The following is a 25,831-nucleotide window of genomic DNA, read 5'->3' as shown; positions in this document are numbered from 1 at the left end:
CCGACCACGTATTACAGATGCCGATCACCGGACGACCATCGAATTCGTCGTGCGGGATGCCCTGGTTTTTCATCCACGAGCGATGCAGAAAGCCGTCGCGATCCTTCAGGCCGAACCAGGCCTGGCTGCGAAGCGGCTTCGCGTTCTTTTTGGAATCAGCCATGAAAACTCCTGTTTTTACCGTTGCGGCGAGCGCGAGAGGGCACCCGTCAATGCACGCGTTTGTTGCGGCGGTACTGGTCGAACAGTACTGCGAGCAACAGAATTCCGCCGCGAATCAGATATTGATAGAAAGTCGGCACGTTCATCAGGCTCATCGCGTCCTGCACCGAGCCCATGATCAACACGCCAACGAGTACGCCGGAAATCGTCGCCACACCGCCCGTCAGCGACACGCCGCCGAGCACGCAGGCGGAAATCACGCCGAGTTCGAGACCCACCGATGTTTTCGGATCGCCGAGACTCATCCGCGACGCGAGCATCACGCCGGCGAAGCCGGTCACGAGTCCTTGCAGCACGAACACGGCGATCTTGATGCGCGTCACCGGCAAACCCGCGAGCAAAGCCGCTTCGCTGTTGCCGCCGACGGCCAGTACGTTCTTGCCGAACACGGTTTTCTTCAAGAGGAAACCGAACAGCACAAAGCCGACGATGTTGCTCCAGATCGGATACGAAATGCCGAGGAACGAACCGCCGCCCAGGTCGAAGAATCTTTCTTCGGAGATCATGACCGCATCGCCGTTCGAGGTGATGAACGCGAGGCCGCGCACGACTTCCATCATCGCGAGCGTGACGATCAGCGAGTTGATCTTGTAGCGTGCGACCAGCACGCCGTTCACGAGCCCGACCGCGCCGCCCGCCAGCACGCCCGCGGCGACGCCGAGCACGACGCTATGCGTCGCGGTAATCAGCGTCGACGCCACGACGCCCGAAAACGCGACGATCGACGCAACGGAAAGATCCACTTCGCCAAGCGCGAGCACGAACATCATCGTCACGGAAATCGAGCCGATCAACGTGACCGACAGCAGCAGGCCCTGGATATTGCGCGCGCTGACGAAGTCCGGCACCGTCAAGGCCAGCACCGCGAACAGGATGAGAAACACCATCACGATGCCGGACTTGTTGATGAGATCCCACGTGCGCGCCGCGCGCGAGCCGACGCCAGCCGATGCGTGCGGCGGCGGCGGCGGCGCGGAAGAATTGGTGGATTGCGTTTGCATGTTGTCTGTTCCCATTTCGATTGCCTGATTCGCGCGCTGATGTATCAGCGCGGTAGCGCGAGCTTGATGAGCGCGTCGGGCGTTGCCTGCGCCTTGGGCAGATCGCCCGTGATGCGGCCTTCCTTCATCACGAGCACGCGATCGGCGACACCGATCACTTCCGCGAGATCGCTCGACACGACGATCACCGTGCGGCCTGCTTCGGCGAGCCCGTACAGCAGGCCGTAGATCTCGCTGCGCGCGCCGACGTCGATGCCGCGTGTCGGCTCGTCCATGAGGAACACGTCGATCTTTTCGGCGAGCCAGCGCGACAGGATCACCTTCTGCTGGTTGCCGCCCGACAGCGTGCCGATCGGCGTATCGCCGCTGCGCGTCTTGATCGCAAGCTTCGCGATGTATTCCTTCGAGGTCTGCGCTTCCTTGCGTCTGTTCAGCACGTTGAAGCGGTTGAAGTGGCGGCGGCAGCTGATGTTCAGGTTGTCCGAGACCGAAGCGATCGCGACGATACCTTCCTGCTTGCGATCCTCCGGACACAGCGCGACGCCTGCACGCACCGCATCGCGCGGCGTGGCGAACCGCACGCGCTTGCCCTTGAGCGTGACTTCGCCGGCTGTGGGCTTTACCGCGCCGTAGATCAGCTTCATCAGTTCAGAACGCCCCGCGCCGACAAGACCAAAGAAGCCGACGATTTCTCCCGCGCGCGCCGTGAAAGAAGCAGGCTCGGAGAGACCCGGTCCCATCAGTCCGTTGACGTCGAGCTGCACGGCGCCCGTTTCGCGCGCGCGATAGCCGTACACGTCGCTGATCGAACGGCCCACCATGCAGCTGATAAGGCGGTCGCGATCGAGCCCGTCGACGTCGTCGAACGTCTCGATGCGTCGTCCGTCGCGAAACACGGTCACGCGGTCACACAGTTCGTAGACTTCGTCCATCCGGTGCGTGACGTAGACGATCGCGCGGCCTTCGGCCTTCAACGCACGGATGATGCGGAAAAGCTGCTCCGTTTCGCGTGAGGAAAGCGAGCTCGTCGGTTCATCGAACGCGATCACGCGCGCGTCGCGCATCAACGCCTTGCCGATTTCGATCATCTGCCGCTGACCGATCGACAGACGCTTCACCTGCATCGACGGATCGATCTTCTCGCCGAGCCGGTCGAGTTCATGAATGGCGCGTTTGACCAGCGCCTTCTCGTCGAGCACGCCGAAGCGGTTCGGCAGTGCGCCGAGCATCAGGTTTTCCGCGACCGTCAGTTCCGGTACGAGATGCAGTTCCTGATAGATGATCGCGATGCCGGCTTCGATTGCCGCCTTCGTCGTAGCGAACTGCTGCACGGCGCCGTTGAGCGACAACGTGCCCGCTTCGGGGTGGTTCACGCCCGAGAGCACCTTGAGCAGCGTCGATTTGCCCGCGCCGTTTTCGCCCATGAGACCGTGCACTTCGCCGCGACGCACGCCGAGCGACACCTGATCGAGCGCGAGCACGCCCGGAAATCGCACGGTAATGCCTTCGAGCTGGAGATACGGAGCGACGGCGCGCGTGTCGAGCGCCGTCGTTTCGTCTTGAGATAAACCGGTCATCAAATGCCTCTTGCTGATGGAGCGGGGCGCACGATGCTAAACGCGCCGTGTGCCCCGCACATGCATCCTTAGATACCCAGATCCTGACGCACTTGCTGCCAGTTGCTGCGCACCATCAGCTTGCCGGTGGTCTGCGTATCGGCAGGCGGCTGCTTGCCTTTCTCGATCCACTCGACGAGGTTCTCCGTGCTTTCCTTGCCGTGGTTCGTCGAGCTGACGGCGATCGTGCCGTAGAAGCCCGTCGGTTCCTTCTTCTGGAACTCGGCGAACGCTTCGCCCGCGCCGTTGATGCCCACGCCGATCACATCCGCTGCGGGAATGTGCAGCTGCTCGGTGGCGCGCACGCCGCCCAGCACGCTTTCTTCGTTAAGCGCGAAAATCACCCACTTCTTGATGTTCGGATGCTGTGCCAGCACCGGCGACGATGCGTTAAAGCCGCCTTCGTCGTCCGTCGTCTTTTGCGGGGCGTCGAAAATGTTTTCCTTCTTGAAGCCGTTCGCAAGCAGCGATTGCGTCGCGCCGTCGGTGCGCAACTTGGCCGTCGGCAGTTCGTAGCTCGTGATGCGCAGCGCGCCGACTTCTTCCGGCTTCCAGCCGCGATGCTTCATTTCATCCGAAATCGCCTGACCGACCTGGTTGCCGATCTTGAACGCGGACATGCCGAGGTGCGGCACGTTCGCCAGCGGCTTGCCGGTCGAGTCAACGAGCTGGTCGTCGACGGTGACGAACTTCATGTTGTAGCGCTTCGCGCGCGCCTGAATGGCCGGTCCGAGACGCACGTCGGGCGCGCAGATCACGAAGCCCTTCGCGCCTTGCGCGCCGAGGTTATCGATCGCGGCCAGCACCTTTTCTCCATCCGGCGTGCCGATATTCACGACCGAGAAGTGTTCTTTCTGGCCAAGCGCCGTAGCGGCTTTCTGTTCGTTGATGAACCACGCCTGCTCGGGCATCTTCACGAGGAAGCCGACTTTCAGCGGTTCGTCGGCCTGTGCCGACATGTGGACGGCAAACGGAGCGGCGAGGGCAGCGGCGGCCATCGCGGACAGCGTCAAACGGCGAAGCTTGCGATTCACAGAGAGTCTCCTTCGATTATTAAAGCTGCATGCCTGTCTGGCAGATAGCAGCCGGTCAATGCAGACGCATGCGGATCCGGGTGCCCGCGTGCGCCGGTGTGCCACGTCGCGTGCGGCGCTGGTTCATGCTCCAGCGCGCGTTCAGCCCGCGACGTAAGCGGTTTTCACAGTCGTGTAGAACTCCGCGGCGTACGTGCCCTGCTCGCGGGGTCCATAGCTCGAGCCCTTTCGTCCGCCGAACGGCACGTGATAATCGACGCCGGCGGTCGGCAGATTCACCATCACCATGCCGCTCTGGCTGTGTCGCCTGAAATGGCGCGCGTATTTCAGCGACTGCGTGCAGATGCCCGCGCACAGGCCGAACGGCGTGTCGTTCGCGAGATGCAGCGCGTGGTCGTAGTCGTCGGCGGGAAATGCGACAGCGACCGGTCCGAAAATCTCTTCGCGCGCGATGCGATGCCCCGGTTCGCCGATGAAGAGCGCCGGTTCGAGGAAGTAACCGCGCGTCGCACGTTCAAGCTGGCGACCGCCCGCGACCAGTTCCGCGCCTTCTTCGCGCCCGGCGCGCAGGTAGTCGAGCGTCACTGCAAGCTGCTGTTCGTTTGCGACCGGACCGATGTCGGTGCCGTGCCTGAGCGCGTGATCGACCGTCAGCGCGGCAAGTTTCGCCTTGAGCGCAGCGACGAACGGCTCGAATACACCTCGCTCGACGATCAGCCGCGACGACGCCGTGCAGCGCTGCCCGGTCGAGAAGAACGCGCCGTTCAGCGCGGCATCGACGGCGGTGTCCAGATTGGCGTCGTTCAATACGACAAGCGGGTTCTTGCCGCCCATTTCCAGTTGCACACGGGCCTGACGCGCGGCGGCCGCCTGCAGCACGCGTGTGCCCGTCGCGACCGAGCCGGTGAAGCTGATCGCCTGCACGAGCGGGCTCGCGACGATCCGTTCGCCCACCTGCCGGCCGCTGCCCATCACAAGGTTGAACACACCCGCTGGCAGGCCGGCGCGATCGATGATGCCCGCCAGCGCCGCCGCGCACGCCGGCACGGTTTCCGCTGGCTTGAAGACGACGCAGTTGCCGTAGGCAAGGGCGGGGGCGATCTTCCACGCGGGAATGGCGAGCGGGAAATTCCACGGTGCGATGATGCCGGTCACGCCGACCGGCTCGCGCGTCACGTCGATATCGATGCCGCCGCGCACCGACGCGAGATGCTCGCCCGGAATGCGCAGCGCTTCGCCCGCGAAAAACTTGAAGACCTGGCCGGCGCGCGCCGCTTCGGCGATGGCCTCGGACAGCGTCTTGCCTTCTTCGCGCGCCAGCAGGCGACCCAGTTCGTCCTTGCGCGCGAGAATTTCGCTGCCGATCGCATCGAGCGCATCGGCGCGACGCTGAATCGATGTGAGTGACCACTCACGAAACGCGGCGCTTGCTGCTTCGATCGCATCATCGGTCTGACGGGCGTCGGCGCGTGCATATTCGCCGACCGGATCATCGAGATCGGACGGATTCAGCGAAAGCCCGGTCGTCGCGCCCGATTCCCACGCACCGTTGATGAAGTGCCGGAATGGACCCGAAACGAGGGGAACGAGAAAGTCGCGATTCATCAATGCACACTGCCGGTTCGCTGAAAGTCCACGAATGGTATGAGTCGCTGCAATAACTTTCCAATCCCTTTTTGGGACATCGTGATATCGTTTCTGGTATAGCGAAAACTGCATTCACGCCGCTGCGACGCATTTTCCAGCGCGTCGCGGCATGACACGACAACGGAACGAGACACGCGATGACCCGCAGCTATTCGAACTGGTTTGTGCGCGCGCGGCTGAAAACGCGGCAGCTGCTGCTGCTCGCGGCGATGGAAGAAGAAGGCAACGTGCGCCGCGCCGCCGATGTGCTGGGCATGACGCAGCCCGCGGCATCGCGATTGCTGAAGGAACTCGAGGACATGCTCGGCGTGAGCCTCTTCGACCGTACCCCGCACGGGATGCACGCCACGCTGTACGGCGAAGTGATGATTCGCCACGCCCGGATGGTGCTGTCGAACCTCAGTCAGGCGCACGATGAAATATCGGCGTTACGCGAAGGACTTGCCGGCCAGGTGCGCATCGGTGTGATCGCGGCGGCGGTCGCGACGATGGTGCCGCGGGCGATCGCGAGCGTGAAGACGCAATATCCGCGGTTGCAGATCTGGGTGCAGGTCGAAACGTCGGACGTGATGTTGCCGCGCGTCGCCGAAGGCGAACTCGATATCATGATCGGTCGCGTGCTGGAGCGGCAGAATCAGCTGAAGACGGAGATCCACTACGAACCGCTCGCCGACGAGCCGTTGTGCGTCGTCGCGCGGCCCGGCCATCCGCTCGAAGGCGAAGCCGGGCTGACGCTGCGCGGTATCGTGAATGCCGGCTGGGTGCTGCATCCGCCGGGCAGCGTGCTGCGTCACCGGTTCGACATGATGTTTTCGCAGATCGGGCTGAATCCGCCGCAGAACGTGGTGAACACGAACAATTTTCTGGCGATCGCGAGCCTGCTTCTGCAAAGCGACATGCTCGCCGTGCTGCCCGACGAAGTCACGCGGCAGTACCAGCAATACGGCGTGCTGAAGCGTCTGCCGATTGAACTGCCGTACCGGATGGACGCTTTCGGTATCATCACGCGCCAGTCGCATCTGCTTTCACCCGCGGCTTCGGTCGTGCTCGGCGCGCTGCGCGCGGCCGCCGCGGATGTTTACGGCGGCCCGTTCGACGCCGCGGCGGCCCGCTAACCGGCGGTCCGCTGCCTGATCCCTATTATTCTGAATCGCCCGTGCGAGCGGGCTGAAAACGCTGCATGGCTATCAAATCGACGATTTACAAGGCTGAACTCCAGATCGCCAACATGGACCGGCACTATTACGCCGATCACCAGCTGACGATCGCCCGCCATCCGTCCGAAACCGACGAACGGATGATGGTCCGTGTCGCGGCCTTCGCGCTGTTCGCGCAGGAACGCCTTGAATTCTGCAAGGGCCTCTCGGATACCGATGAGCCGGATCTCTGGCAAAAGGACCTGACGGGCGCCATCGAAACCTGGATCGACGTCGGCCAGCCGGACGAACGCCGCATCGCGAAGGCAAGCGGCCGCGCGAACGACGTGATTGTGATCGCGTACGCGGGACGCACGTCCGATATCTGGTGGCAGGGCGTGCGCAGCAAGGTGGAACGGCTGCGCAACGTGACAGTGTGGTCGCTTGGCGAAGGCGTGGCGGCATCGCTCGGCAGCCTGGCCGAACGGACGATGCGGCTGCAATGCACGGTGCAGGACGGCGCGGCGTGGCTCGGCAGTTCGACCGCCGACCCGGTGCCGATCGAGTGGTCGGTGCTGAAGGCGCCCGCCGGCGCCTGACGCGTATTTCCGTGCCGCGCCGTTTCTTCCGATGCCTTGCCTAGAGCGCGTTGGAATGCGCCGCTTCGGGTGGCCCTTTCAGTTCGACCATATTGCCTTCCGGGTCGAAGAGATACTGCGAAGGCCCGTAACCGTCCGCGCCGTATCGCAACGCCTGTTCGCCAGGCTGCACGCCGTGCGCGGCCAGATGGGCTCTGAGCGCATCGGCGTCGAACGGCTCGATGCGCAGGCAGACGTGGTCCATATTGCGACCCGCGTCTGGCGAGCCGCTCTCCGGACGGTCGATCGGACCGCCTACTTTCAGCAAATCGATCAGCGATCGCCCGGCACGTAACTGCGTGAGTCCGATGTCCGGCTGCTCTTTCTCGACGTTGCAGCCGAGCACGTCGCAGTAAAAACGCGTCATCGCCTCGGGATCGCGCACCCTGATGACGATATGGTCGATCTCGCGAATATGAAACTTCATGGGAATCTCTCCTTCGTTCCGGCCTGGACGCCGCTGGATGGTCGTCTAAGAGTGTAGGAGAGGCAGACGGCGCGCGTGAAACGGAAGCGCCAGAAGGAGTTGAATGACCGTTGGCGCGGCCCGGCAGGCGTAACGCCAGAGAAAAAACAGGCAAAAAAAAGCCCGCTCTATTGGAGCGGGCTGAATCCATATCAGGAGGAGACATGGAGGAGACAGAGACAACTATACACAACGGCCTGGTGCGATGCAATAACTTTTTAAGGGAAAACCCGAGGAAATGACAATTTGTCGCATATTACTTATGGCGCATCGCGCAAACCCCCGTCCGTTAGCCGAATGGCCGAAATGACAGCGCAAGAACCGGAGCGTAGGGTGAGGGGATGCCGACTACATTGGTGAACATCGAAACCGTCCTTCCGGGAACGTCATGAACACCTCGAACACCCTCCGTACCGCCTGGTCCACCGACGCAAAGCGCTGGGCCGCCGTCACCGAACGCAGCGTCGATGCCGACGGCGCGTTTTTCTTCGCCGTCCGCACAACGGGCGTTTTCTGCCGTCCTTCGTGTGCGTCGCGGCCGCCGCACCGCGAAAACGTCGAATTCTTCGACACGGCGGATGACGCCCGCGCCGCCGGCTATCGCGACTGCAAGCGCTGCCAGCCCGGCCGTCTGCCACGCGACATCGAGATCGTGAACCGCGCGTGCGCGGCGCTCGACGCCGATCCACAGCAGCGCGTCACGCTCGCGCAACTGGGCGAAGCCGTACACGTCAGCCCGTTTCATCTGCAGCGCCTTTTCAAGCGCGTCATGGGCGTGTCGCCGCGCGAGTATCAGGCCGCCCAACGCGGCGCCGCGCTGCGCGACGCGCTACGGCGAGGCGAAGACGTCACGCGCGCCACGGTCGACGCCGGCTTCGGCTCACCATCGCGCATGTACGACACCGCGCCCACCGAACTCGGCATGGCGCCTTCGGCGTACCGTCGCAAGGGGGCGGGGCTCGTCGTGCGCTACGCCAGTGCGCCGACGTCGCTCGGCTTCGTGCTGGTGGCCGCCACGGAAAAAGGCATCTGCAAGATCGCTTTCGGTGACGATGCGGGGCCGCTCGTCGACGAACTGCGCGTCGAATTCGCCAATGCCGAACTCCGCGACGAAGCCGCTCCGCTGATGCCGTTCATCGCGCAGATCGACGCGTATCTGCGCGGCAGCCGGCAGGAGGTCGATCTGCCGCTCGACATCGCCTCGACTGCGTTCAAATTGCGGGTCTGGGACGCCCTGCGGCGCATTCCATACGGCGAGACGCGCAGCTACTCCGACATCGCCGAAGCGGTCGGCTCGCCACGCGCGGTGCGCGCCGTGGCCAGCGCCTGCGCGACCAACCCGGTGGCGCTCGCGATTCCCTGCCACCGGGTCGTGCAAAAGGGCGGCGCGCTCGCCGGCTATCGCTGGGGTCTGCCGCGCAAGGCTGCGCTGCTGGACGCCGAAGCGCGCCACGCCGGCGCGGACATCGTCGGCGGTTCATCCGCGCCCGCTGAAACCCACGATATGGATCACGCCGCTTGAGTACATCCGCCTCGCTTGCCGCTGTCACGCTTGAACTGCCGTTCAAGCCACCCTTCGACTGGCCGCGTGTCCTGCGCTTTTTCGCGGGGCGCGCGACGCCTGGCGTCGAAGCGGTCGAAGATGGCGCGTACCGGCGCGCCATCGAGTGGGCCGGCGACAGCGGCACGCTCACCGTCCGCCTTCATCCGAAGAAGCGCTGCATTCTCGCGAGCCTCGAAGGTGCCGTCGGGCAGCACGCCGGCGCGCTCGCAGCGCCGATCGCACGGATGTTCGACCTGCACGCCGACCCGGTCGCGATCCGCGCGCATTTCGCCGGCGACCCGTGGCTCGCGCCGCTCGTCGACACGTCGCCCGGTCTGCGTGTGCCCGGCGCGTGGTCCGGTTTCGAGCTGGTCGTACGGGCCATCGTCGGCCAGCAGGTCAGCGTGAAAGCCGCCACCACGATCATCGGCCGGCTCGTGCAGCGCGCCGGCCAGCGCATCGAAGATCATGCGCACGAAGGCACTGCGTGGCGCTTTCCGACGCCGGCGGCACTTGCGGCCGTCGATCTCGCGCAGATCGGCATGCCCGGCAAGCGCATCGCCGCATTGCAGGGCTTTGCCCAGGCCGTGGCGTCGGGCGCGGTGCCGGTCGACGGCGCCGGGATCGACGACCCCAATACGATGCGTGCGGCACTGCTCGCGCTACCGGGAATCGGGCCATGGACTGTCGAATACGTCGCGATGCGCGCGTGGCGCGACGCCGACGCGTGGCCGGCACTCGATCTGGTGCTGATGCAGGCGATCGCCGCGCGCGACCCGGCGCTCGTGCGTCCGGCGCAGCAACGCGCGCGCACCGAAGCCTGGCGCCCGTGGCGAGCGTATGCGGCAATGCATCTGTGGAACGAAGTCGCCGACCGCGCACAGGGCGCACGCGGAGGCTAGGGAATTGATGCAGGGTCAAGCGGTCAGGGAGTAGAACGAATGGACCGCAGGACGAACCGCCCGGCGGCACGGCAAAAGCGAAAAAACGCAGTGCCAGGGAAGTCCCGAATACGCTGAAAGCACCGCCAGAGTGGCCACAAGCAGCCGTCGTGGCGAGATGTTAAAGTGCCCGCTACCGAAAATTCCGCTGATCGTTGCCGGTAGCACACCGCATCGACAGCGCACGACCTGCATCAATGCCCAACACGACTCCCATCCGCACGACCGACGCTCTTTCGCACCGCCTGTCCGTGCTGACCTCCGGCCCGCAGCGCGACGCGCTGACGACCGGTCTGCGCGGCATCGAAAAAGAAAGCCTGCGCGTGACGCAGGACGGTCATCTCGCGATGACGCCACACCCACGCGTGCTGGGCTCGGCGCTCACGCACCCGTCGCTGACCACCGATTATTCAGAAGCGCTGATCGAACTGATCACGCCGGCCGAGAAAGACGCCAGCATCACGCTTGAAAAGCTCGATGAACTGCATCGATTCGTCTACGCTGAACTCGGCGACGAGATCCTGTGGAACAACTCGATGCCAGGCGTGCTGCCCGCCGACGACGAAATCCCGATCGCGCATTACGGCACGTCGAATATCGGCAAGCTGAAGTACGTATATCGCGTCGGTCTCGCGCTGCGCTATGGCCGCACGATGCAATGCATCGCGGGCATTCACTACAACTATTCGCTGAACGAAGAAGTGTGGCGATTGCTGCACGCCGACCAGCAGTCGACAGCCAATCCGGTCGACTTCCAGTCGGAACGTTATCTCGCGCTGATCCGCAATTTCCGCCGCACGAACTGGCTGCTGATGTACCTGTTCGGCGCTTCGCCGGCGCTCGACCGGCGCTTTTTGCGCGAGCGCGCGCACACGCTCGACACCTTCGACGCCGACACGCTGTATCGCCCGTACGCGACGAGCCTGCGGATGAGCGATCTCGGCTATTCGAACACGACCGCGCAGGCCGCGCTGCACGCCGACTACGACACGCTGCCCGGCTACCTCGACGCGCTCGCGAAGGCGGTCAGCCAGCCGTATCCGCCGTACGAAGCGATCGGCACGCAGCGCGACGGCGAGTGGGTGCAGATCAATACGAACGTCCTGCAGATCGAAAACGAGTTCTACTCGACGATCCGTCCGAAGCGCGTCACATATCCCGGCGAGCGGCCGTTGCATGCACTGGCCGCACGCGGTGTGCAATACGTCGAAGTGCGCTGCATGGACATCGATCCGTTCGAGCCGATCGGCATTTCGCTGGAAACAGCGCGCTTTCTCGACGCCTATCTGCTCGTCTGCGCGCTCGACGACAGCGCCGCGCTGCCGCCTGACGCCTACGCGGAAGCGAACCGGAACTTTGGCCGCGTCACGATGGAAGGCCGCAAGCCCGCGCTCGAACTGACGCGCGACGGCAAGACGGTTCCGATGCTCGACTGGGCGAACGAGTTGTTCGGGAAGATCGATGCTGCCGCCGCCGCCCTGGACACGATCCGCGGCGACGACGTACATGCACGCGCAGTCGCCGCGCAACGCGCGAAGCTTGCCGACGTGTCGCTCACGCCATCGGCGCGCGTGCTGCAAACCATGCGCGACCAGAAACAGAGCTTCCTGCAATTCGGTCTCGCGCAAGGCGCCGCGCATGCGGCGGCTTTTCATGCGCGTCCGTTGCCGGCCGGCGAGGCTCAGGCGTTCGCCGCGCTGGCCGCGAAATCACTGGAAGAACAGGCGAAACTCGAACGTGAAGAAGTGGGTTCGTTCGACGCCTTCGTCGCCGCATATCGCGCGTACACGTTGAACCGCTTCAGCGTGTGAGTGCAGCGCGCAGCGCGCGCATGAAACGACCTTGACCGCTCCCGGTCAAACCTTCATGACATGAAGTGAGCCGCCGCGTGACTTGACGTCTGTCACCTTGCGCGGCTCAACCGATGGGGGTGGATTGCGATGAAGAAAGCTCTTCTGGCTGTCCTTTGCGCGCTCGCCGCAGGCTGCTCGTCCAGCGGCCAGGTCGATCCCGACACGTTGCAGATCGCAACCGCACCGCTTACCTGTGCGAACAGGACCGAATGCGATATGTGGTGGAAGCGGGCACAGGCGTGGGTTACACAGGTATCGAGTTACGCGCTGCAATCGGTCAGCGATACGCTCATCCAGACCGCTGGCCCGGATGGCGGCAAACGGGCGCTCGCCTACCAGATCACGAAGACGGAGAACAAGGACGGTACCGCGACGATCGGTTTCGCCGCGCATTGCGACAGCGCGATGGGTTGCCAGCCGAACCCGTGGGAAGCCGGCGCCGATTTCAAGCGTTTCGTGCGCGGCAGCGCGGCAAGCGTGAGCCCGGCAGGACAACAACCCGCTTCGGCGCCCGCCGCGACAATGCAGCTTGAAACCGGACCGCTCCAGTCCACTCATGCGCCGACCGGCGGGCCCGTGACGCAGTGAGCCAGGCGTCGCAAAGCGATACCGTTAGTGTCCCATCGACGGCGACGCGCCTTTCCTTGGCTTCGTGATCCACACGAGGCCCGCGAGCACCACAAAACCGACGCACGAGATCCGGAAGAAGTCGTTGGTCGCCATCATGTAGCCCTGCTGCGTGACGATCTGGTTGATCTGCGCCGTGATGCTCTGGCCGGCGATGCCCAAGCTCGACAACGCGTTGCTATACGCCGTCGTATTCGACGAATAGGCGTTGACCGACTCCGACAGCACCGCGTGGTGATAGATCGCGTCGTTTTCCCAGTACGTCGTGCTGACCGCGGTGCCGATCGCGCCTGAGAGCGTCCGGAAGAAATTCGACAGGCCCGATGCGCTCGCGAGACGCTCGTCGGACACGCTCGAGAGCGTGATCGTCGTCATCGGCACGAAGAAGCACGCGACGCCGATGCCCTGCACGAGACGCGGCCAGATCACGTGGCTGAACGGCACGTCGAGCGTGAAAGTCGAGTTCCACAGCGACACGAACGCGAATACGCAAAACGCGAAGCTCGCCACCATCCGCAGATCGAGCCGGTGCATGTTGCGCCCGATGAGCGGCGACAGCACGAGCGCCAGCAAACCGACAGGCGCCGTCGCGAGACCCGCAAGGCCCGCCGTGTAGCCCATCACCGTCTGCAGCCAGAGCGGAAAGATCACGACCGAGCCGAAGAACGCCATGAAGCCGAACGAGATGATCAGCACGCCCAGCGCGAAGTTGCGGTCCTTGAAGAGCGAGAGATCGATGACGGGCTCCTTCTCCGTCATCTCCCATACGAGCATGAACGCGATCGACACCACCGCGATGAGCCCGAGCGTGACGATGAAGGTCGAATTGAACCAGTCGCGATCCTTGCCGAGGTCGAGCACCATCTGCAGACACGACACGCCGATCACGAGCAGCGTGAGCCCGACGGCGTCGATGCGCTGCCGCGTCGTCTTCGTTTCGCGGCCGCGCAGCAGGAAAAACGCGCACACCGCCGAGAAGAGCCCGATCGGCACGTTGATATAGAAGATCCACGGCCATGTGTAGTTGTCGGTGATCCAGCCGCCCATCACCGGGCCGAAGATCGGCGCGACGATCACGGTCATCGCCCACAGGCCCAGCGCAAGCCCGCGTTTTTCGGGCCGGTACGAGCGCATCAGGATGGTCTGCGACAACGGCACCATCGGACCCGACACGAGCCCCTGGACCAGCCGGAACGCGATCAGCGATTCGAAATTGTGCGCAAGGCCGCACATCGCCGAGGCAATCGTGAACAGGAGCACGGAAAGCGTGAAGAGACGCACCTCGCCGACGCGCCGCGCGAGCCAGCCGGTCAGCGGCACCGCAATCGCCGACGCCACCGAATACGACGAAATCACCCATGTGCCTTCACTCGTCGCCACGCCGAGGCTGCCGGAAATGGTCGGCACCGCGACGTTGGCAATCGAGGTATCGAGCACTTCCATGAACGTGCCAAGCGCGAGGCCGAGCGTCAGCAAGGCGAGCGCGCCGCCGGCGAGCGGCGCGGGCTGGGCCGGTTGCATCGGCCCGTCGGCGGTGGTCGTAGCGGAAGCTGACATTGTCGCAATCTCCTTTGCCTGCGGGAAAAGCTTGTCGCGGCATGCTTATGAAAGCGTTCGGAGCACGTCCAGGGCGCTCCTTGCATGCTCCGACATTCTCTGCCCAGACAGATAAATGCCCAAAAAACAGGCGCCTCAAGGCGCCTTCTCTTTATTCGTCCACCGCCGGGCCGTTCTGGATGAAGCGCTCGAGCAGGCTGACGAGCGTCGCCAGATCGTTCTCCGAAAAACCCCGTAACTGCTCGTCGAGCACAGCCGATCCGATCTCCGGCAGCACGCGTGCCGCTTCCTTGCCTTCGGACGTCAACTCCAGTTCAACCATCCGGCGGTCCGCATCACTGCGGCTCCGCGCGATGAAACCCTTCTTTTCGAGCCGGTCCAGCATGCGTGTCATCGAGCCGCTGTCATAGGACATCGCCCGTGACAGCTCGTACGGCGTATGCGCCCGCCCGCACGACAACAGCAGGATCACGCCAATCTGCGACGACGTGAGCCCAAGCGGTCCGACCGCCCGGTCCATCCGCTGGGCAAGCACGTTGCGCGCTTTCGACAGGTAATAGCCAAGACTCGCTTCAAGGCGCATCTCCTTGCTGTCGTCAGGTCCATCAATCATTGCGTGCCGCCGGAAACGTCGATTTCATTGAAGCGGGATTCTATCTGCCTGGGCAGACAGCGCAAAGGACTATCCGCGATGGCGCGCTGCAACAAAAAAACAACAGTCAATCGGACAAGGCCCAAAGTATGTTGAAATTTAATTGCATAGTCAATATTATGACAGGCAATGAGTTAAGCGCGACCTGCGCCATCACGAGACCATGTTCTGACCGATTGAACCGCACCGGCATGTGCCGCTGCACTGAGGATTGCCTGCAATGCTGTACCTGAAAAACACCCTTGGCGGCCTGAGCCGCTCCCTGACCGGTTCCGCGCTCCAGACTTTCCAGGGGCCCAATCGCTGGTGGAAGCTGGCGCTGTACGTGGTCATGTTCGTGTTGCCGGGTGGGTCGGTTGCGGTAATGGTCTTTGCATGGATCGATCACCGGCGCGCCGTTCGCGATCGCGCCGCGGTTGCGCCCACCGGCCGGCTGGCTTCGGGTTCGGACCAGGCCGGCAAGCCGGTTGCCACCGCGCCGTCGAGCGCAAATCTCTGCCAGACGCGCTGCGATGCGCCGCCGTGCCGTGCCGCGGCCGGCAAACAGGCACGCCAGACCTGCGATTCGCGCACTTAAGCGCCTCGCCATCTGGCGCCGCGCAGCGCATCGGCGGTAACGCGGTGTAACCGCGCCGAAACCGTCAGTAACACACCTTCGACGTCCGCCGCATTACCCTTTCAGTTTTCCACGTCTTATGCAACGCGTGCGCTACCATCCCGGTGCGCCGCGCTGTCGCGCTTCGGCCAGTCATGGCGGTCGCGTGGCGCATTCCGTTGTGCGGCGGGCCGGATCGAAAGGAACTCATTGCATGCAGTTTGAACAGACCACGCGCCCGCCTGCGGTCGCGCCCCGCGTCCTGACGCTAGCCGGCGCTTGCGCGATGCTCGCGCTCGCGCTCGCGGGCTGCGCGGTTGGCCCTGACTACAAGCGACCTGCCGTCCAGGTGCCCGCGTCGTACAAGGAAGCAGCCGAGGGCTGGAAAGTCGCGCAACCGGCCGACCAGGCCGATCGCGGCACGTGGTGGGCGATCTACAACGATCCGCAGCTGAACGCGCTCGAAGAAAAACTCAACCAGTCGAACCAGACCGTCGCGCAGTTCGCCGCGGCTTATCGTCAGGCGCGCGCGCTCGTCGGCGAGGCAAGGGCGGCATACTTCCCGGTCATCAGCGCATCGGCGGGCGGCACGCGGCAACGCACGCCATCGCGCAGTTCGACGAGTTCGGTAACGGGTTCGAACGGTACGTCCATCGGCCTCAGCAGTTCCAGTTCGATCAGCAACAGCTACAACCTCGGGCTCGATGCGTCCTGGGAACCGGATCTCTGGGGCCAGGTAAGCCGCTCGGTGAATTCGCAGGAAGCCGGGCAGCAAGGCGCCGCAGCCGATCTCGCCAACGCGCGTCTCTCCGCGCAGGCCACGCTCGCGCAGACGTATTTCTCGCTGCGCTCGCTCGATGCCACGCAGAAGTTGCTCGACGACACCGTCGCCGCCTACACCCGCTCGCTGCAACTGACGCAGAACCAGTACCGGCAGGGCATCGTCGCGCGCTCGGATGTCATCCAGGCGCAGACGCAACTGCAGTCCGCGCAGGCCGCGGCGATCGACAACGGCGTCGCGCGCGCGCAGGACGAGCACGCGATCGCCGTGCTGGTCGGCGAGCCGGCTTCGACGTTCGCGATCCCGCCTTCGCCGCTCGACGCGACGCCGCCTGCCGTCCCCGCGCAGATGCCTTCGGCGCTGCTCGAACGCCGGCCGGATATCGCTTCGGCGGAGCGCAAGGCGGCCGCCGCCAACGAACAGATTGGCGTGGCCATTTCGGCGTTTTTCCCGACACTGACGCTGACGGCGAGCGGCGGCTTCGAAAGCTCGGTGCTTTCGCAACTGCTGACGGCGCCGTCGCGATTCTGGACGCTCGGCCCGCAACTCGCCGCGACGATCTTCGACGCCGGCCTGCGCAGCGCGCAGACCGATGCCGCGCGTGCGACCTACGACCAGAACGTCGCCGTCTACCGGCAAACCGTGCTCGCCGCGTTCCAGGACGTCGAGGACAACCTCGCGTCACTGCGCATTCTCGAGCGGGAAATCGTGGTTCAGCAGCAGGCCGTCGATTCGGCCCGCCAGGCGCGCGACATCGTCGAGAACGAGTACAAGGCCGGCACCGTGGGCTACGTCAACGTGCTGACCGCGCAGACCACGGCGTTCACCGCCGAGCAGAAGCTGGCGAGCATCGCAGGTCAGCGGATGGTGTCGTCGGTCGGACTGGTGAAGGCGCTCGGCGGCGGCTGGGACGTCGCGCAGATGGATCGCGAAACGGGCAGCGTGAGCGCGCCCGCCGCGGCACCCGCCGCTTCAGCACCGGTCGCGGCAACCGCGCCGGCACAAGGTAAGGGAGCAGGCGAAAGCGCCGTGCAACAGCCCGTCGTCGCGCAGAAGTAAGCAACCGGGCCAGGTTGCTTCATGCGACCTTCGGGCCCCTCAATGCACGAAGGTCAGCGCCACCGTGTCCGGGCCGGTCCGCCGGCCGAGCAGATTCAGCAGTCCGGCAAGGTTGTCGCGCTGCTCGGGCGCGGCGCTGGCCGTGCCCTGAAACGACGTGTGCGCCTGCTGCACCGTGCCATGACCGTCGAGCATCAACGGCCCTTTCAGCGTCGACAGATCGACCGTCGAACTCGCGCCCTCTGCCTGCACGGCCACCCGGTACGAACCGAGTGGCTTCACGAGCGACACCCGCGAGCTCATCTCACCGAGCGTGACGTTGAGCTGGCCGAACGCCTCGTCGCCGAGCGTGCGCCAGTCGGTCCACGCGAGGCGCACGTCGCCCTGCAGATCGAGTGTGTTGAACGGCGCGCCGAGGCCCGCAAGCAGCGAGGCCGGCACCGCGATGCTGCCGCCCGTCACCGTCGCGCCGCGCATCGTGGCGTCGAGCGTGATCGCATCGGGCATCGCCTCGGTCTGACGCATCTGCATGCGCACGCGGCCCGTGAACAGCGGCCAGAACGCCGTGTGCCATTCGATGCGGCCAGGCAGCAGCGTCGCGCCCGATGGGTCGTCGCCCGCGGCGAGCATCAGCGTGGCCGAGCCGTTCCAGAGCGAACCCGCCGGGTCGACGAGATTCACGTGGCCGCGCGTCGCCCTGGCGAATTGCGGCGTGACCCACGCGGCGGGCAGCAGCACCAGCAGCACGGCAACGTTCGACAGCACGGCAACCAGCACCCACGGCACCACCGCGCGCATCCGGCGCATCCAGAAGTTCATCGGTGAACGCTCATTTGACCGTCGAAGGCTGGAGCGAGGCCGTCAGGTCGACCTGTCCGTCGTCCTTCAGCGCGCTCACGTGCGCCTCGGCGACCTGCACCTTGAACTGCTTGCGCGCGTCGTCGAGCCAGGCCGTCCACGCCGGGAACGACGCGTTCTTCAGCTGGATCTGCACCGCGTTGCCGATCACCTGCACCTGCGTCGCCGCAAGCCCGTGATTGGCCAGCGAGGCACTGAGCGCATCTTTCAGCGCGCCGCCCGTCGGCGCGACACCTTGCGCGGCCGCCGACAGCGCACGCGCGTCGTTGGCCTGCGCCGTCATCCGCGCGAGCTGGCTACGCATCGCGGGCAGCGTTTCACGCAGATGCGCGCGGCCTTCCTGCGCCGGCACCCATAGCATCGACCACGCAAGCACGACGGCAATCGCCGCGCCGCCCCACGTCAGCAGCGTCTTTTCGCGCATCGTGCGCGCGTCCCAGAATCCGGCCCAGGTATCCGCCAGTACTGTCTTCATTGTCCGTTCCTGATGGTCCACTTGCCGGTGTTGCTGTCGATCGCGCCGTTCAGGCCGTTGCGCGCGAGGCGTTTGCCGAGATCGGCGTCGACCTTCACTTCAGGTTTGAACGTCACGTCGAGACGCCGGTCGTGATAGTCGAGCGCGGCGATGCCGTTCACCGGAATGCTGCCAAGCGAGCGCGCGAGGCGATCCGCTATCGAAAGAAAATCGTCCGGCGAGAGTTCGCCCGCGGCAACACGCAACTGCTGCAACTGGCGCGACATCTGGTCGGGCGCGTCGAGCACGACGGTCGTCTTCGGGAACGCGTTGAGGAGCAGCTCGGTCATTTGCGCGTTGATGTTGTCGCGTTCGCGCGCGAGCATCATCCACTGCACATTGGCGCCGACGATCGCGACCACGAGCGACGCAACCGCGAGCAGTAGCGGCACACGCAGATGACGCAGCGTCGCGCGATCGAGGCGCCACGGCTGCGACGCGAACTCGAACTGGCACAGATCGAAGCGGCATTCGGGCGCGCGGCGCGCGAGCGCCTCGAACGTCAGCGGCTGCGCGCCGCTCACCAGCGCGCCGTTCGACGTGAGACGCGGCTCGTTGCCGGGCAGATCGGTGAGCGCGTAAAGCGTGACGGGCGCGGCGCCGGCAAGCGCGCCGAGCGTCGCGGGAACGGCTGCGGCGGGCACCGCCAGACCTTCGCCTTGCGTGCCGCGAACGATTGCGAGTTCGACGCGCGGCGTTGCGTGATCGAGTGCCGGATCGAGCAGCAACGCGGGCGCAGTCGGGACGACGCGGCCCAGCACCGCGGCGACGATGGGCGTCGCTGCCGGCACGATGGCGGGCGTTGCACCGGTTGCGCCGGTTGTGCCGGGTGCCACGCGGGTCGAGGCGGCATCGGCGTTGGCGAGCGCGACTGCTTCTTCGAGCGCGTCTGCCGTTTCGGCCGCAACGGCTGGCGGCAGACAGCGTGTGACGGGCACGGCGCGCAGGTTGCGGTGCCCTGCGGCCTGAAAGCCTTCGACGACAAACCGGAACCAGCCGCGATCGACGATCGCGAGCAGATGGCGTCCGGCTGCGAGCGGTTGCGGATCGAGGGCGATGTGACAGGTTTGCGGGTCCTGGATCAGTTGATCCTCGATGACGTTCGGCAGTGCCTGACGCAGCCGCGGGCCTTTGAGCGGCGGCACCGTCGCGGCGAGCATCAGGAGATCGCGGGCGGCGACCATCAGCACGGTCGACGACGCGCGCGGCAGCAGCGCGAGCGCCGAGCGGCCGGCGCGCTGCGTGCGACCTGCCTTGTCGAGCAGCAGGAACGGCATGTCCGGTAGTTGCCATTCCTGCGAAGGCACCGCCGGGTCACGCGGCGGCAACAGGACGATCAGGGTGCTCAAAGGTCAGTCTCTCCGATTATTCATAGCTGGTCGCGTCCACGCACGATACGCGTAGTGTGAGTCATTGGATCGCGATAGACGAGCGTGGTGCGGTCCACTTCCGCGCGTTCGTGCTGAACGCGTCCGTGGATCAAGAAGTAGTTCGTATTGACGTCGAGCATGTTCGGGTCATACACCGCAAGCTGCACGCCTGCGCCGCGCAACGCAAGCTGCACGTCGCCGACGTTACGAAAGAACACCGTCTCGCGACGCGCGACGAACGCCTGCGCGCTCGAGAGGCTCATCCCCGGCACGACGGCTGCGATTACCTCGGCGGGGGCGGTGTTCATGTTGATGGCCGATGTGGTTGGCAGAACGGTGACGAACGGGCGCAGGCGCTCGACCGTTTCGCGCGTGAAGCCGGGGATGTCGAGCAGCGAATCGACGCTTGTCATCTGAAGCGGGGCGACGGCGGAGTTGTCATTGCTGTCGGCGAGGCCGGGTTGATCGGTGAAGTTGCTGTTGCCGGTGATGCCGCCTTGCTGCGGGGCGTTTTGGGACGTTGCGGTGGGGGTGGTCGATGGCGTCTGGAAGCGGGTGGCGGACTGACCGAGGCTGGCGCGCAGCTGGACGGCGGTGTTCTTTGCGAGCTGGCCGTCGACGCCGAGGAGCGCGAGGAGGCGCTGGAACGACTGGATCTGTTCGATGTTCAGTTGCAGCGCGCCGGGCGCCGGGCTCGAGACGAGGTTTCGCAGGTTGAATTTTGCCTGGGCGTCTTCGATGGAGCCGGACAGATACGTGTCCGCGCCCTGGGCCGCGCGCACTTCACCGATCTGGCCGAGGAAATCCGACAGACGTGTTTTGGCGATGGGTACGCCCCAGATGCCGCCGAGGTAGGTGATACCGGCGGAAGTGTCACCTTCCGAACGGAGGATGAGGCGCGTCCAGTCGAGCGCGCCACGGGATACCCACTGGGCCTGGGCCAGTAATCGCTGGTTTTCGATCCTTCGGATTTGTACTTGCTGGCGCCAGAGCATGCCGGAGACCAGAATGGCTGAGAGCGCTACGACCAGGAGCGCGGTTATGATTGCCGCACCGTTCTGGTTTTTTGTTTTCTGGTTTTTCGTTTTCTGGTTTTTCGTTTTCTGGTCAGGTTTTTTGTTGGCCTTTCCTTGTATTCGCGTCGGTCTATTGGCGTTGCCCCTGTGCGGGGCGGCACCTACTTTTCTTTGCCTTGCCAAAGAAAAGTAGGCAAAAGAAAGGCGCTTCGACAACTCATCTTTTCCAGGTGTGTCACACGCGGGGAATGGCAACCCATGAAGTGTCGGCATCGCGCCAGAACCACTTAGGCCCGCGCACGAGACCACTCCTCGCAAAACAATCGTCCGTGACAAAGGGCTCATCCATCCCGCTTCGCACTGCGTGCGTCGCGGAAGGGTCCGGCTGGCAACCCGCGACGCCGCTTGAGCGCGGACACCCAAAAGATCACGCAAACCGGAAACAACAAAAGCGGAGAGGGCGGTGAACCCTTCGGCGACACGCGAAGCGTGGAGTCGGGTGAATGACGGCTTTGTCATCTGCAATGAACGCGCGCGAGATGGAATCGCGCGGGGACCGATGCCGGGTGAAGTGCGGGGGCGACACTTCATGGGTTGCCATTCCCCAACGATGACACACCGGGAAAAGATGAATTGTCGAAGCGCCTTTCTTTTGCCTACTTTTCTTTGGCAAGGCAAAGAAAAGTAGGTGCCGCCCCGCACAGGGGCGACGCTAATAGACCAACACCAATACAAGGAAAGGCCAACAAAAAACCTGACCAGAAAACAAAAACCCAGCCCCGCGTGTAACGCAAACTCACGCACCATCACTCCCCCACCAGAAACACCCGCACAACAGGCCTCGCGAGCGACTTCGCGCCAATACTCACTTCCAGCCCGGTCACCGAGCGCGGCAACGGCGCGTTCCCCAACTGGGGTACCTTCAGATCATTGTCATACTTCGTAATCGCCGACTGCACATCCTTCATCTGCGCAGTCCACCCCACCTTCGCGACATACACCCGCGCCGATATCGACCCCACCCCGCCCATCAAAGGCACCGCGTTCCAGTCGCTTCCCTCGCCACCCTGCAACGCGCGCCGCAACTCTCCCACGTTCGCAAGCGGCGGCGACGCATACCGGATCACGCGTCCATCGACGATCCGGTACCGCACCACCTGCAGCCGAGGCGCAGCACCCACCTCATCACGCACTCGCACAATCTGCAACACGCTGCTACCGATGCTCACCGCCGCCCCGTCAGCCTCGTCATCCGATGCAGCCTGACGGGCGTCGATCCGCATCTGGTCGAACAGCTGTGCAAACACACGCTCGTCTTCCATCGCGTTTGTAATCGTCTGTCGCCCGCGAACGATCTGGTCCAGCCCGCGCCACGACAACACCGCAATCACCGCCAGAATCGCAATCGCCACCAGCAGTTCAATCAGCGTAAAACCGCGCGCGCCACCGCGGCCCCCCCCACGACTCATCCGGCCCACCCGCGTGACGCCGCGCGCGCAACCCTCACAGCGACCGGTTCGTTTCATTTGCTATCACCGTCACCAGCTGGGCCAGATTGCCGGAACGTCCGGGTGTCGTCACCGCCACTTCGACACGCCGGAAAACCGGATTCGGCGTGGCACTCACGTTCTCGGTACAGATCAGCTGCAGATTGCCCTGCGAACAGTCGAAGCTATGCGCGCCCACCTCGGGCCACGAGTGCGCAAGCCGCAACTGCGCGAGCGTGTTGTCAGCGCTCCAGCCAGCCAGCAGACGCTTGTGCAGCTCGGCCTCGCCAGTCGCGAGACTGCCCACCGCGCGCAATGACGCAGCAAGCGCAACCGCGATGATCGCGAGCGCGACCAGCACCTCGATCATCGTGAAGCCACGCGATCGCCCGACACCCCGCGCCGAGGGCCGCATCTCAATGCACCTCATACCGGCCATTGCCCGTGCCGACGATGGTCGCGCGCCCCGCGGAAGAAAAAAGCGTGACCTGCACCGGCGCATCGATGCTCTCCGTGCCAAAAACAATCCGGTCGGATCGCTGGTCCGAACCCGGATAGCTGATCGACACGCCCGTCACACCACCTTCCCAGCGACGCGGTCCCAGCAGGTCGTCACGCAGTGGACGCCATCCGTCATCGGTGCGCACGTCGAAGCGATAGCCGCCATCGAGCGGCCGCCACGCGACGGGACGCGCGCGGACCTGCGCTTCGTCGCCGGCCGATTCGAACAGCAGCGCAAGACGTTGTGCTTCCTCATTCAGATCCGTGCGCGGATTGCGCGTGAGCGACAGCGATGCCAGCGACACCAGCAGGCCGGCAATCACCAGCACCACCAGCATCTCCAGCAACGTGAAGCCGGACGCGCGCGTCCCCGGACGGATCGCCTTCATACAGTCGGCCGGTTATTGCCAGGAACCGACGTCGGAATCGTTGCCTTCGCCGCCCGCCTTGCCGTCGGCGCCGTAGCTGAACACGTCGATCTCACCATGCACGCCCGGATTCAGATACTGATACGCGTTGCCCCACGGATCGTTCGGCAAACGCTCCAGGTAACCCCCGTCTTTCCAGTTGTTCGGCACGGGGTCGGTCGACGGCTTTTCTATCAGCGCATGCAGACCCTGTTCCTGCGTCGGATAACGCCCGTTGTCGAGCCGGTAGAGCTTCATCGCCTGCATCACGGTGCCGATGTCCTGCTTCGCCGCGACGCGACGTGCTTCGTCCGGACGACTCATGATCTTCGGCACAATCAGCGCGGCAAGAATGCCGAGGATCGCGATGACCACCATGATTTCAATTAACGTGAACCCGCGTTGACGGCGGGCGCGCGGCCCCATGATTTCGGAGCGGCGTGTGGTCCACATCTGCATAGCTTGCTACCTCGTTCCATAAAATGTATCGATGCACCGGACGGCGTCCGATGCGGTGAATATTCCGCGATTCATCGCCGGGAGTCAGACCCGGCAAGTCATTCTAATGTCATGGAGTTGAAGGGTTTCAACTCCACGCAAATTTCACAATAGTCCGTACAATGACGCGCATGAATGCACCTCAAACACGCCTCCTGTCACTCGCGCTCTTCGCCGTTTTCTGCGCGACGCTGACCTGGTGGGTCGTCACGCTCACCGCGCATCGGCCCGGTCCGGCGGCGGCTGCAGCACTTCCGCCTGTCTCGGTCGAACAGGCCGCCACGCTCTTCGGCGGAAAGCTCACGCGCAACACGAATCAGGACGTGCGTCTCTTCGGCATCCTCGCGCTACGCGAAGGCGCCGCGGCAATCATCAGCACCGGCGATGAGCCGCCGCATGCCGTATCGCTCGGCAGCACGATCATGCAAGGCGCGAAACTCTCGGAAGTCCGCACACGCTCGATCATCATCGATCGCAACGGGGCACGTTCCGAAGTATTCCTGCCCGCCAACGCGCCCGGCCCTACCATCTACGTCCGCTAGCTTTCAGCGCGGCCTCGATGCCCGCCCCGCGTTTTCAATGTCCACCGCTCACTGAACCAGATTGTTCAGTTCGATGATCGGCATCATCACCGCCAGCACGATCACGAGCACCACGCCGCCCATCGCGAGAATCAGCAGCGGTTCGAGCAGGCTCGTCAGAAACATCGTCCTTCGTTCGAGTTCGCGCGATTCGCCGTCGGCTGCGCGGTCGAGCATCGTGGTGACATCGCCCGTCGCTTCGCCGGAACGGATCAGGTGAACCAGCACCGGCGGAAACGTCTTCGTATTCCCTAACGCGCGCGACAGCGACGTGCCTTCGCGCACGCGCACGATCGCGTCGTCGATGTTCAGGCGCATCGCCTTGTTGCTGAGCGTTTCGCTCGCGGCCTGCAGTGCGCGCAGGATCGGCACGCCGGCAGCCGTCAGGATGGCGAGCGTGCTCGCGAAGCGCACGGTGTTGTAGCCGCGCACGAGTTTGCCGAAGAGCGGCGCCGTGAGCAGCCAGCGGTCGAACGTGAGACGTGGCCCGGGCTGCGCAAGAATCGAACGCGCGATGTAGATCGCGACCACGAGCGCGATCAGCACCGCCCACCACCAGTGCCGCACGAAACTGGAGAGCGCCATCATCATGATGGTGAGAAACGGCAGTTGTTGCTTCGTGTTCGCGAACACGTTCACGACCTGTGGCACGACGTAACTCAGCAGGAACGTGACGATACCGAACGCGATGATCGTGACGACCGCCGGATACGTGAACGCCAGCACGATCTTCTGCTTGAGCGCGTTACGCTGCTCGATGTAGTCGGCGAGGCGCGACAGCACGAGGCCGAGCCTGCCGGTATGTTCGCCGGCCGAAACGAGCGCGCGATAGATCTCGGGAAAATCGCGCGGATGCTGCGAAAGCGCATTGGCGAGCGAATGACCGCCGAGCACTTCGGCGCGAATCGACGCCATCAGCTCGCGGATGTAGTCGCGCTCGGACTGCTCGGTCAGCACGGAGAGCGCTTCGTCGAGCGGCAGCCCGGCGATCAGCAGGCTCGCCAGCTGTCGCGTGAGAATCGCCTGCTCGCGTTGCGACAGCCGGCGCCCGAGCGACAGACGCTGGTTGCGTTCGCCGCGCGTGCGCGTCGCGGCAGGTTCGACGACGAGCGGCGTCAATCCCTGCGTGCGCAACTGCGTGCGTGCGCCGCGGGCGCTGTCGGCGTCGAGCACGCCTTTTTGCGCCTTGCCGGACGCATCGATCGCTTCGAAGCGGAACGCTGGCATGTGT

25 protein-coding genes are annotated in these 25,831 nt (G+C 64.4%); 9 read left to right on the top strand and 16 right to left on the bottom strand.

The genetic code is table 11. The annotated features are described in order from the left end of the window. Window positions 1-209: 209 nt before the first annotated feature. The 4 genes from araH to LPA34_RS13160 form a co-directional block, all read right to left on the bottom strand. Window positions 210-1,223, bottom strand: coding sequence for an L-arabinose ABC transporter permease AraH (gene araH / locus LPA34_RS13175; protein ID WP_228978735.1), 1,014 nt, complete (start codon window positions 1,221-1,223; stop codon window positions 210-212). 44 nt (window positions 1,224-1,267) lie between these two features. After that, complete coding sequence (gene araG / locus LPA34_RS13170) at window positions 1,268-2,800, bottom strand: L-arabinose ABC transporter ATP-binding protein AraG (RefSeq protein ID WP_228978734.1); 1,533 nt, start codon at window positions 2,798-2,800, stop codon at window positions 1,268-1,270. Window positions 2,801-2,868: 68 nt separating this feature from the next. Then, entirely contained in the window at window positions 2,869-3,873 is a 1,005-nt protein-coding gene (locus tag LPA34_RS13165) for an arabinose ABC transporter substrate-binding protein (protein WP_228978733.1), read from the bottom strand. 141 nt (window positions 3,874-4,014) lie between these two features. Next, on the bottom strand, window positions 4,015-5,478 hold the full coding sequence (locus LPA34_RS13160; RefSeq protein WP_228978732.1) for an aldehyde dehydrogenase family protein: 1,464 nt from the start codon (window positions 5,476-5,478) through the stop codon (window positions 4,015-4,017). Between the two features lie 179 nt (window positions 5,479-5,657). Here LPA34_RS13160 and LPA34_RS13155 point away from each other — a divergent pair, with 179 nt between their 5' ends. Together LPA34_RS13155 and LPA34_RS13150 are read left to right on the top strand one after the other, a co-directional pair. Beyond that, window positions 5,658-6,635, top strand: a complete 978-nt coding sequence (locus tag LPA34_RS13155; RefSeq protein ID WP_228978731.1) for a LysR family transcriptional regulator — start codon at window positions 5,658-5,660, stop codon at window positions 6,633-6,635. A 65-nt stretch (window positions 6,636-6,700) separates the two neighbouring features. Further along, window positions 6,701-7,255, top strand: a complete 555-nt coding sequence (locus tag LPA34_RS13150; protein WP_228978730.1) for a YaeQ family protein — start codon at window positions 6,701-6,703, stop codon at window positions 7,253-7,255. A gap of 40 nt (window positions 7,256-7,295) precedes the next feature. On the opposite strand, the gene LPA34_RS13145 is transcribed toward LPA34_RS13150, so the two are convergent. Next, the gene (locus LPA34_RS13145; RefSeq protein WP_228978729.1) at window positions 7,296-7,721 is read right to left on the bottom strand and encodes a VOC family protein; all 426 of its coding nucleotides are present in this window, start codon (window positions 7,719-7,721) and stop codon (window positions 7,296-7,298) included. A 427-nt stretch (window positions 7,722-8,148) separates the two neighbouring features. On the opposite strand from LPA34_RS13145, the gene ada reads away from it, so the two are divergent. From ada to LPA34_RS13125, 4 genes are all read left to right on the top strand, one after another. Next, on the top strand, window positions 8,149-9,282 hold the full coding sequence (gene ada / locus LPA34_RS13140; RefSeq protein WP_228978727.1) for a bifunctional DNA-binding transcriptional regulator/O6-methylguanine-DNA methyltransferase Ada: 1,134 nt from the start codon (window positions 8,149-8,151) through the stop codon (window positions 9,280-9,282). Then, entirely contained in the window at window positions 9,279-10,205 is a 927-nt protein-coding gene (locus LPA34_RS13135) for a DNA-3-methyladenine glycosylase family protein (protein WP_228978725.1), read from the top strand. Before ada ends, LPA34_RS13135 begins: the two co-directional genes overlap by 4 nt. A gap of 236 nt (window positions 10,206-10,441) precedes the next feature. Further along, window positions 10,442-12,055 (top strand): glutamate--cysteine ligase, encoded by a 1,614-nt coding sequence (gshA, locus tag LPA34_RS13130; protein WP_228978723.1) that lies wholly within the window; start codon window positions 10,442-10,444, stop codon window positions 12,053-12,055. 129 nt (window positions 12,056-12,184) lie between these two features. Next, window positions 12,185-12,685 (top strand): hypothetical protein, encoded by a 501-nt coding sequence (locus LPA34_RS13125; RefSeq protein WP_228978722.1) that lies wholly within the window; start codon window positions 12,185-12,187, stop codon window positions 12,683-12,685. Between the two features lie 24 nt (window positions 12,686-12,709). On the opposite strand, the gene LPA34_RS13120 is transcribed toward LPA34_RS13125, so the two are convergent. Together LPA34_RS13120 and LPA34_RS13115 are read right to left on the bottom strand one after the other, a co-directional pair. Beyond that, window positions 12,710-14,281 carry a DHA2 family efflux MFS transporter permease subunit gene (locus LPA34_RS13120; protein WP_324251734.1) on the bottom strand — a complete coding sequence of 524 codons (1,572 nt, stop codon included), beginning with the start codon at window positions 14,279-14,281 and terminating at the stop codon, window positions 12,710-12,712. Window positions 14,282-14,432: 151 nt separating this feature from the next. After that, window positions 14,433-14,894 (bottom strand): MarR family winged helix-turn-helix transcriptional regulator, encoded by a 462-nt coding sequence (locus LPA34_RS13115; protein WP_228978720.1) that lies wholly within the window; start codon window positions 14,892-14,894, stop codon window positions 14,433-14,435. Window positions 14,895-15,153: 259 nt separating this feature from the next. On the opposite strand from LPA34_RS13115, the gene LPA34_RS13110 reads away from it, so the two are divergent. After that, entirely contained in the window at window positions 15,154-15,510 is a 357-nt protein-coding gene (locus LPA34_RS13110; protein ID WP_228978719.1) for a hypothetical protein, read from the top strand. A gap of 232 nt (window positions 15,511-15,742) precedes the next feature. Further along, window positions 15,743-17,368 (top strand): efflux transporter outer membrane subunit, encoded by a 1,626-nt coding sequence (locus LPA34_RS13105; protein ID WP_324251733.1) that lies wholly within the window; start codon window positions 15,743-15,745, stop codon window positions 17,366-17,368. A 39-nt stretch (window positions 17,369-17,407) separates the two neighbouring features. Here LPA34_RS13105 and LPA34_RS13100 read toward each other — a convergent pair whose 3' ends face one another. The 8 genes from LPA34_RS13100 to gspG all read right to left on the bottom strand — a co-directional run bounded on the left by LPA34_RS13100 (window position 17,408) and on the right by gspG (window position 23,980). After that, window positions 17,408-18,187, bottom strand: coding sequence for a type II secretion system protein N (locus tag LPA34_RS13100; RefSeq protein ID WP_228978717.1), 780 nt, complete (start codon window positions 18,185-18,187; stop codon window positions 17,408-17,410). A 10-nt stretch (window positions 18,188-18,197) separates the two neighbouring features. Continuing rightward, window positions 18,198-18,701: a type II secretion system protein M gene (locus tag LPA34_RS13095; protein WP_228978715.1), complete on the bottom strand. Its 504-nt coding sequence runs from the start codon at window positions 18,699-18,701 to the stop codon at window positions 18,198-18,200. Then, complete coding sequence (gspL, locus tag LPA34_RS13090) at window positions 18,698-20,089, bottom strand: type II secretion system protein GspL (protein ID WP_228978714.1); 1,392 nt, start codon at window positions 20,087-20,089, stop codon at window positions 18,698-18,700. Before gspL ends, LPA34_RS13095 begins: the two co-directional genes overlap by 4 nt. A gap of 20 nt (window positions 20,090-20,109) precedes the next feature. Beyond that, the gene (gene gspK / locus LPA34_RS13085; protein ID WP_267478871.1) at window positions 20,110-21,342 is read right to left on the bottom strand and encodes a type II secretion system minor pseudopilin GspK; all 1,233 of its coding nucleotides are present in this window, start codon (window positions 21,340-21,342) and stop codon (window positions 20,110-20,112) included. Window positions 21,343-21,932: 590 nt separating this feature from the next. Continuing rightward, on the bottom strand, window positions 21,933-22,652 hold the full coding sequence (locus tag LPA34_RS13080; RefSeq protein ID WP_407672631.1) for a PulJ/GspJ family protein: 720 nt from the start codon (window positions 22,650-22,652) through the stop codon (window positions 21,933-21,935). After that, window positions 22,630-23,028 carry a type II secretion system minor pseudopilin GspI gene (gene gspI, locus LPA34_RS13075; protein ID WP_228978710.1) on the bottom strand — a complete coding sequence of 133 codons (399 nt, stop codon included), beginning with the start codon at window positions 23,026-23,028 and terminating at the stop codon, window positions 22,630-22,632. Before gspI ends, LPA34_RS13080 begins: the two co-directional genes overlap by 23 nt. A 1-nt stretch (window position 23,029) precedes the next feature. Then, on the bottom strand, window positions 23,030-23,503 hold the full coding sequence (locus LPA34_RS13070) for a GspH/FimT family pseudopilin (RefSeq protein WP_228978707.1): 474 nt from the start codon (window positions 23,501-23,503) through the stop codon (window positions 23,030-23,032). Window positions 23,504-23,515: 12 nt separating this feature from the next. Further along, window positions 23,516-23,980, bottom strand: a complete 465-nt coding sequence (gene gspG / locus LPA34_RS13065; protein ID WP_228978706.1) for a type II secretion system major pseudopilin GspG — start codon at window positions 23,978-23,980, stop codon at window positions 23,516-23,518. 170 nt (window positions 23,981-24,150) lie between these two features. Here gspG and LPA34_RS13060 point away from each other — a divergent pair, with 170 nt between their 5' ends. Continuing rightward, on the top strand, window positions 24,151-24,561 hold the full coding sequence (locus LPA34_RS13060) for a type II secretion system protein N (protein ID WP_228978705.1): 411 nt from the start codon (window positions 24,151-24,153) through the stop codon (window positions 24,559-24,561). A 48-nt stretch (window positions 24,562-24,609) separates the two neighbouring features. On the opposite strand, the gene gspF is transcribed toward LPA34_RS13060, so the two are convergent. Further along, a complete protein-coding gene (gspF, locus tag LPA34_RS13055; RefSeq protein WP_228978702.1) occupies window positions 24,610-25,827 on the bottom strand; it encodes a type II secretion system inner membrane protein GspF in 1,218 nt (405 codons plus the stop codon). Window positions 25,828-25,831: the final 4 nt, after the last annotated feature.

The organism is Paraburkholderia gardini, from assembly GCF_907164575.1.
GTDB lineage: Bacteria > Pseudomonadota > Gammaproteobacteria > Burkholderiales > Burkholderiaceae > Paraburkholderia > Paraburkholderia gardini.
The sequence above is the reverse complement of the archived record's forward strand: the minus strand, read 5'-3'. Positions and strand labels throughout refer to the sequence as shown.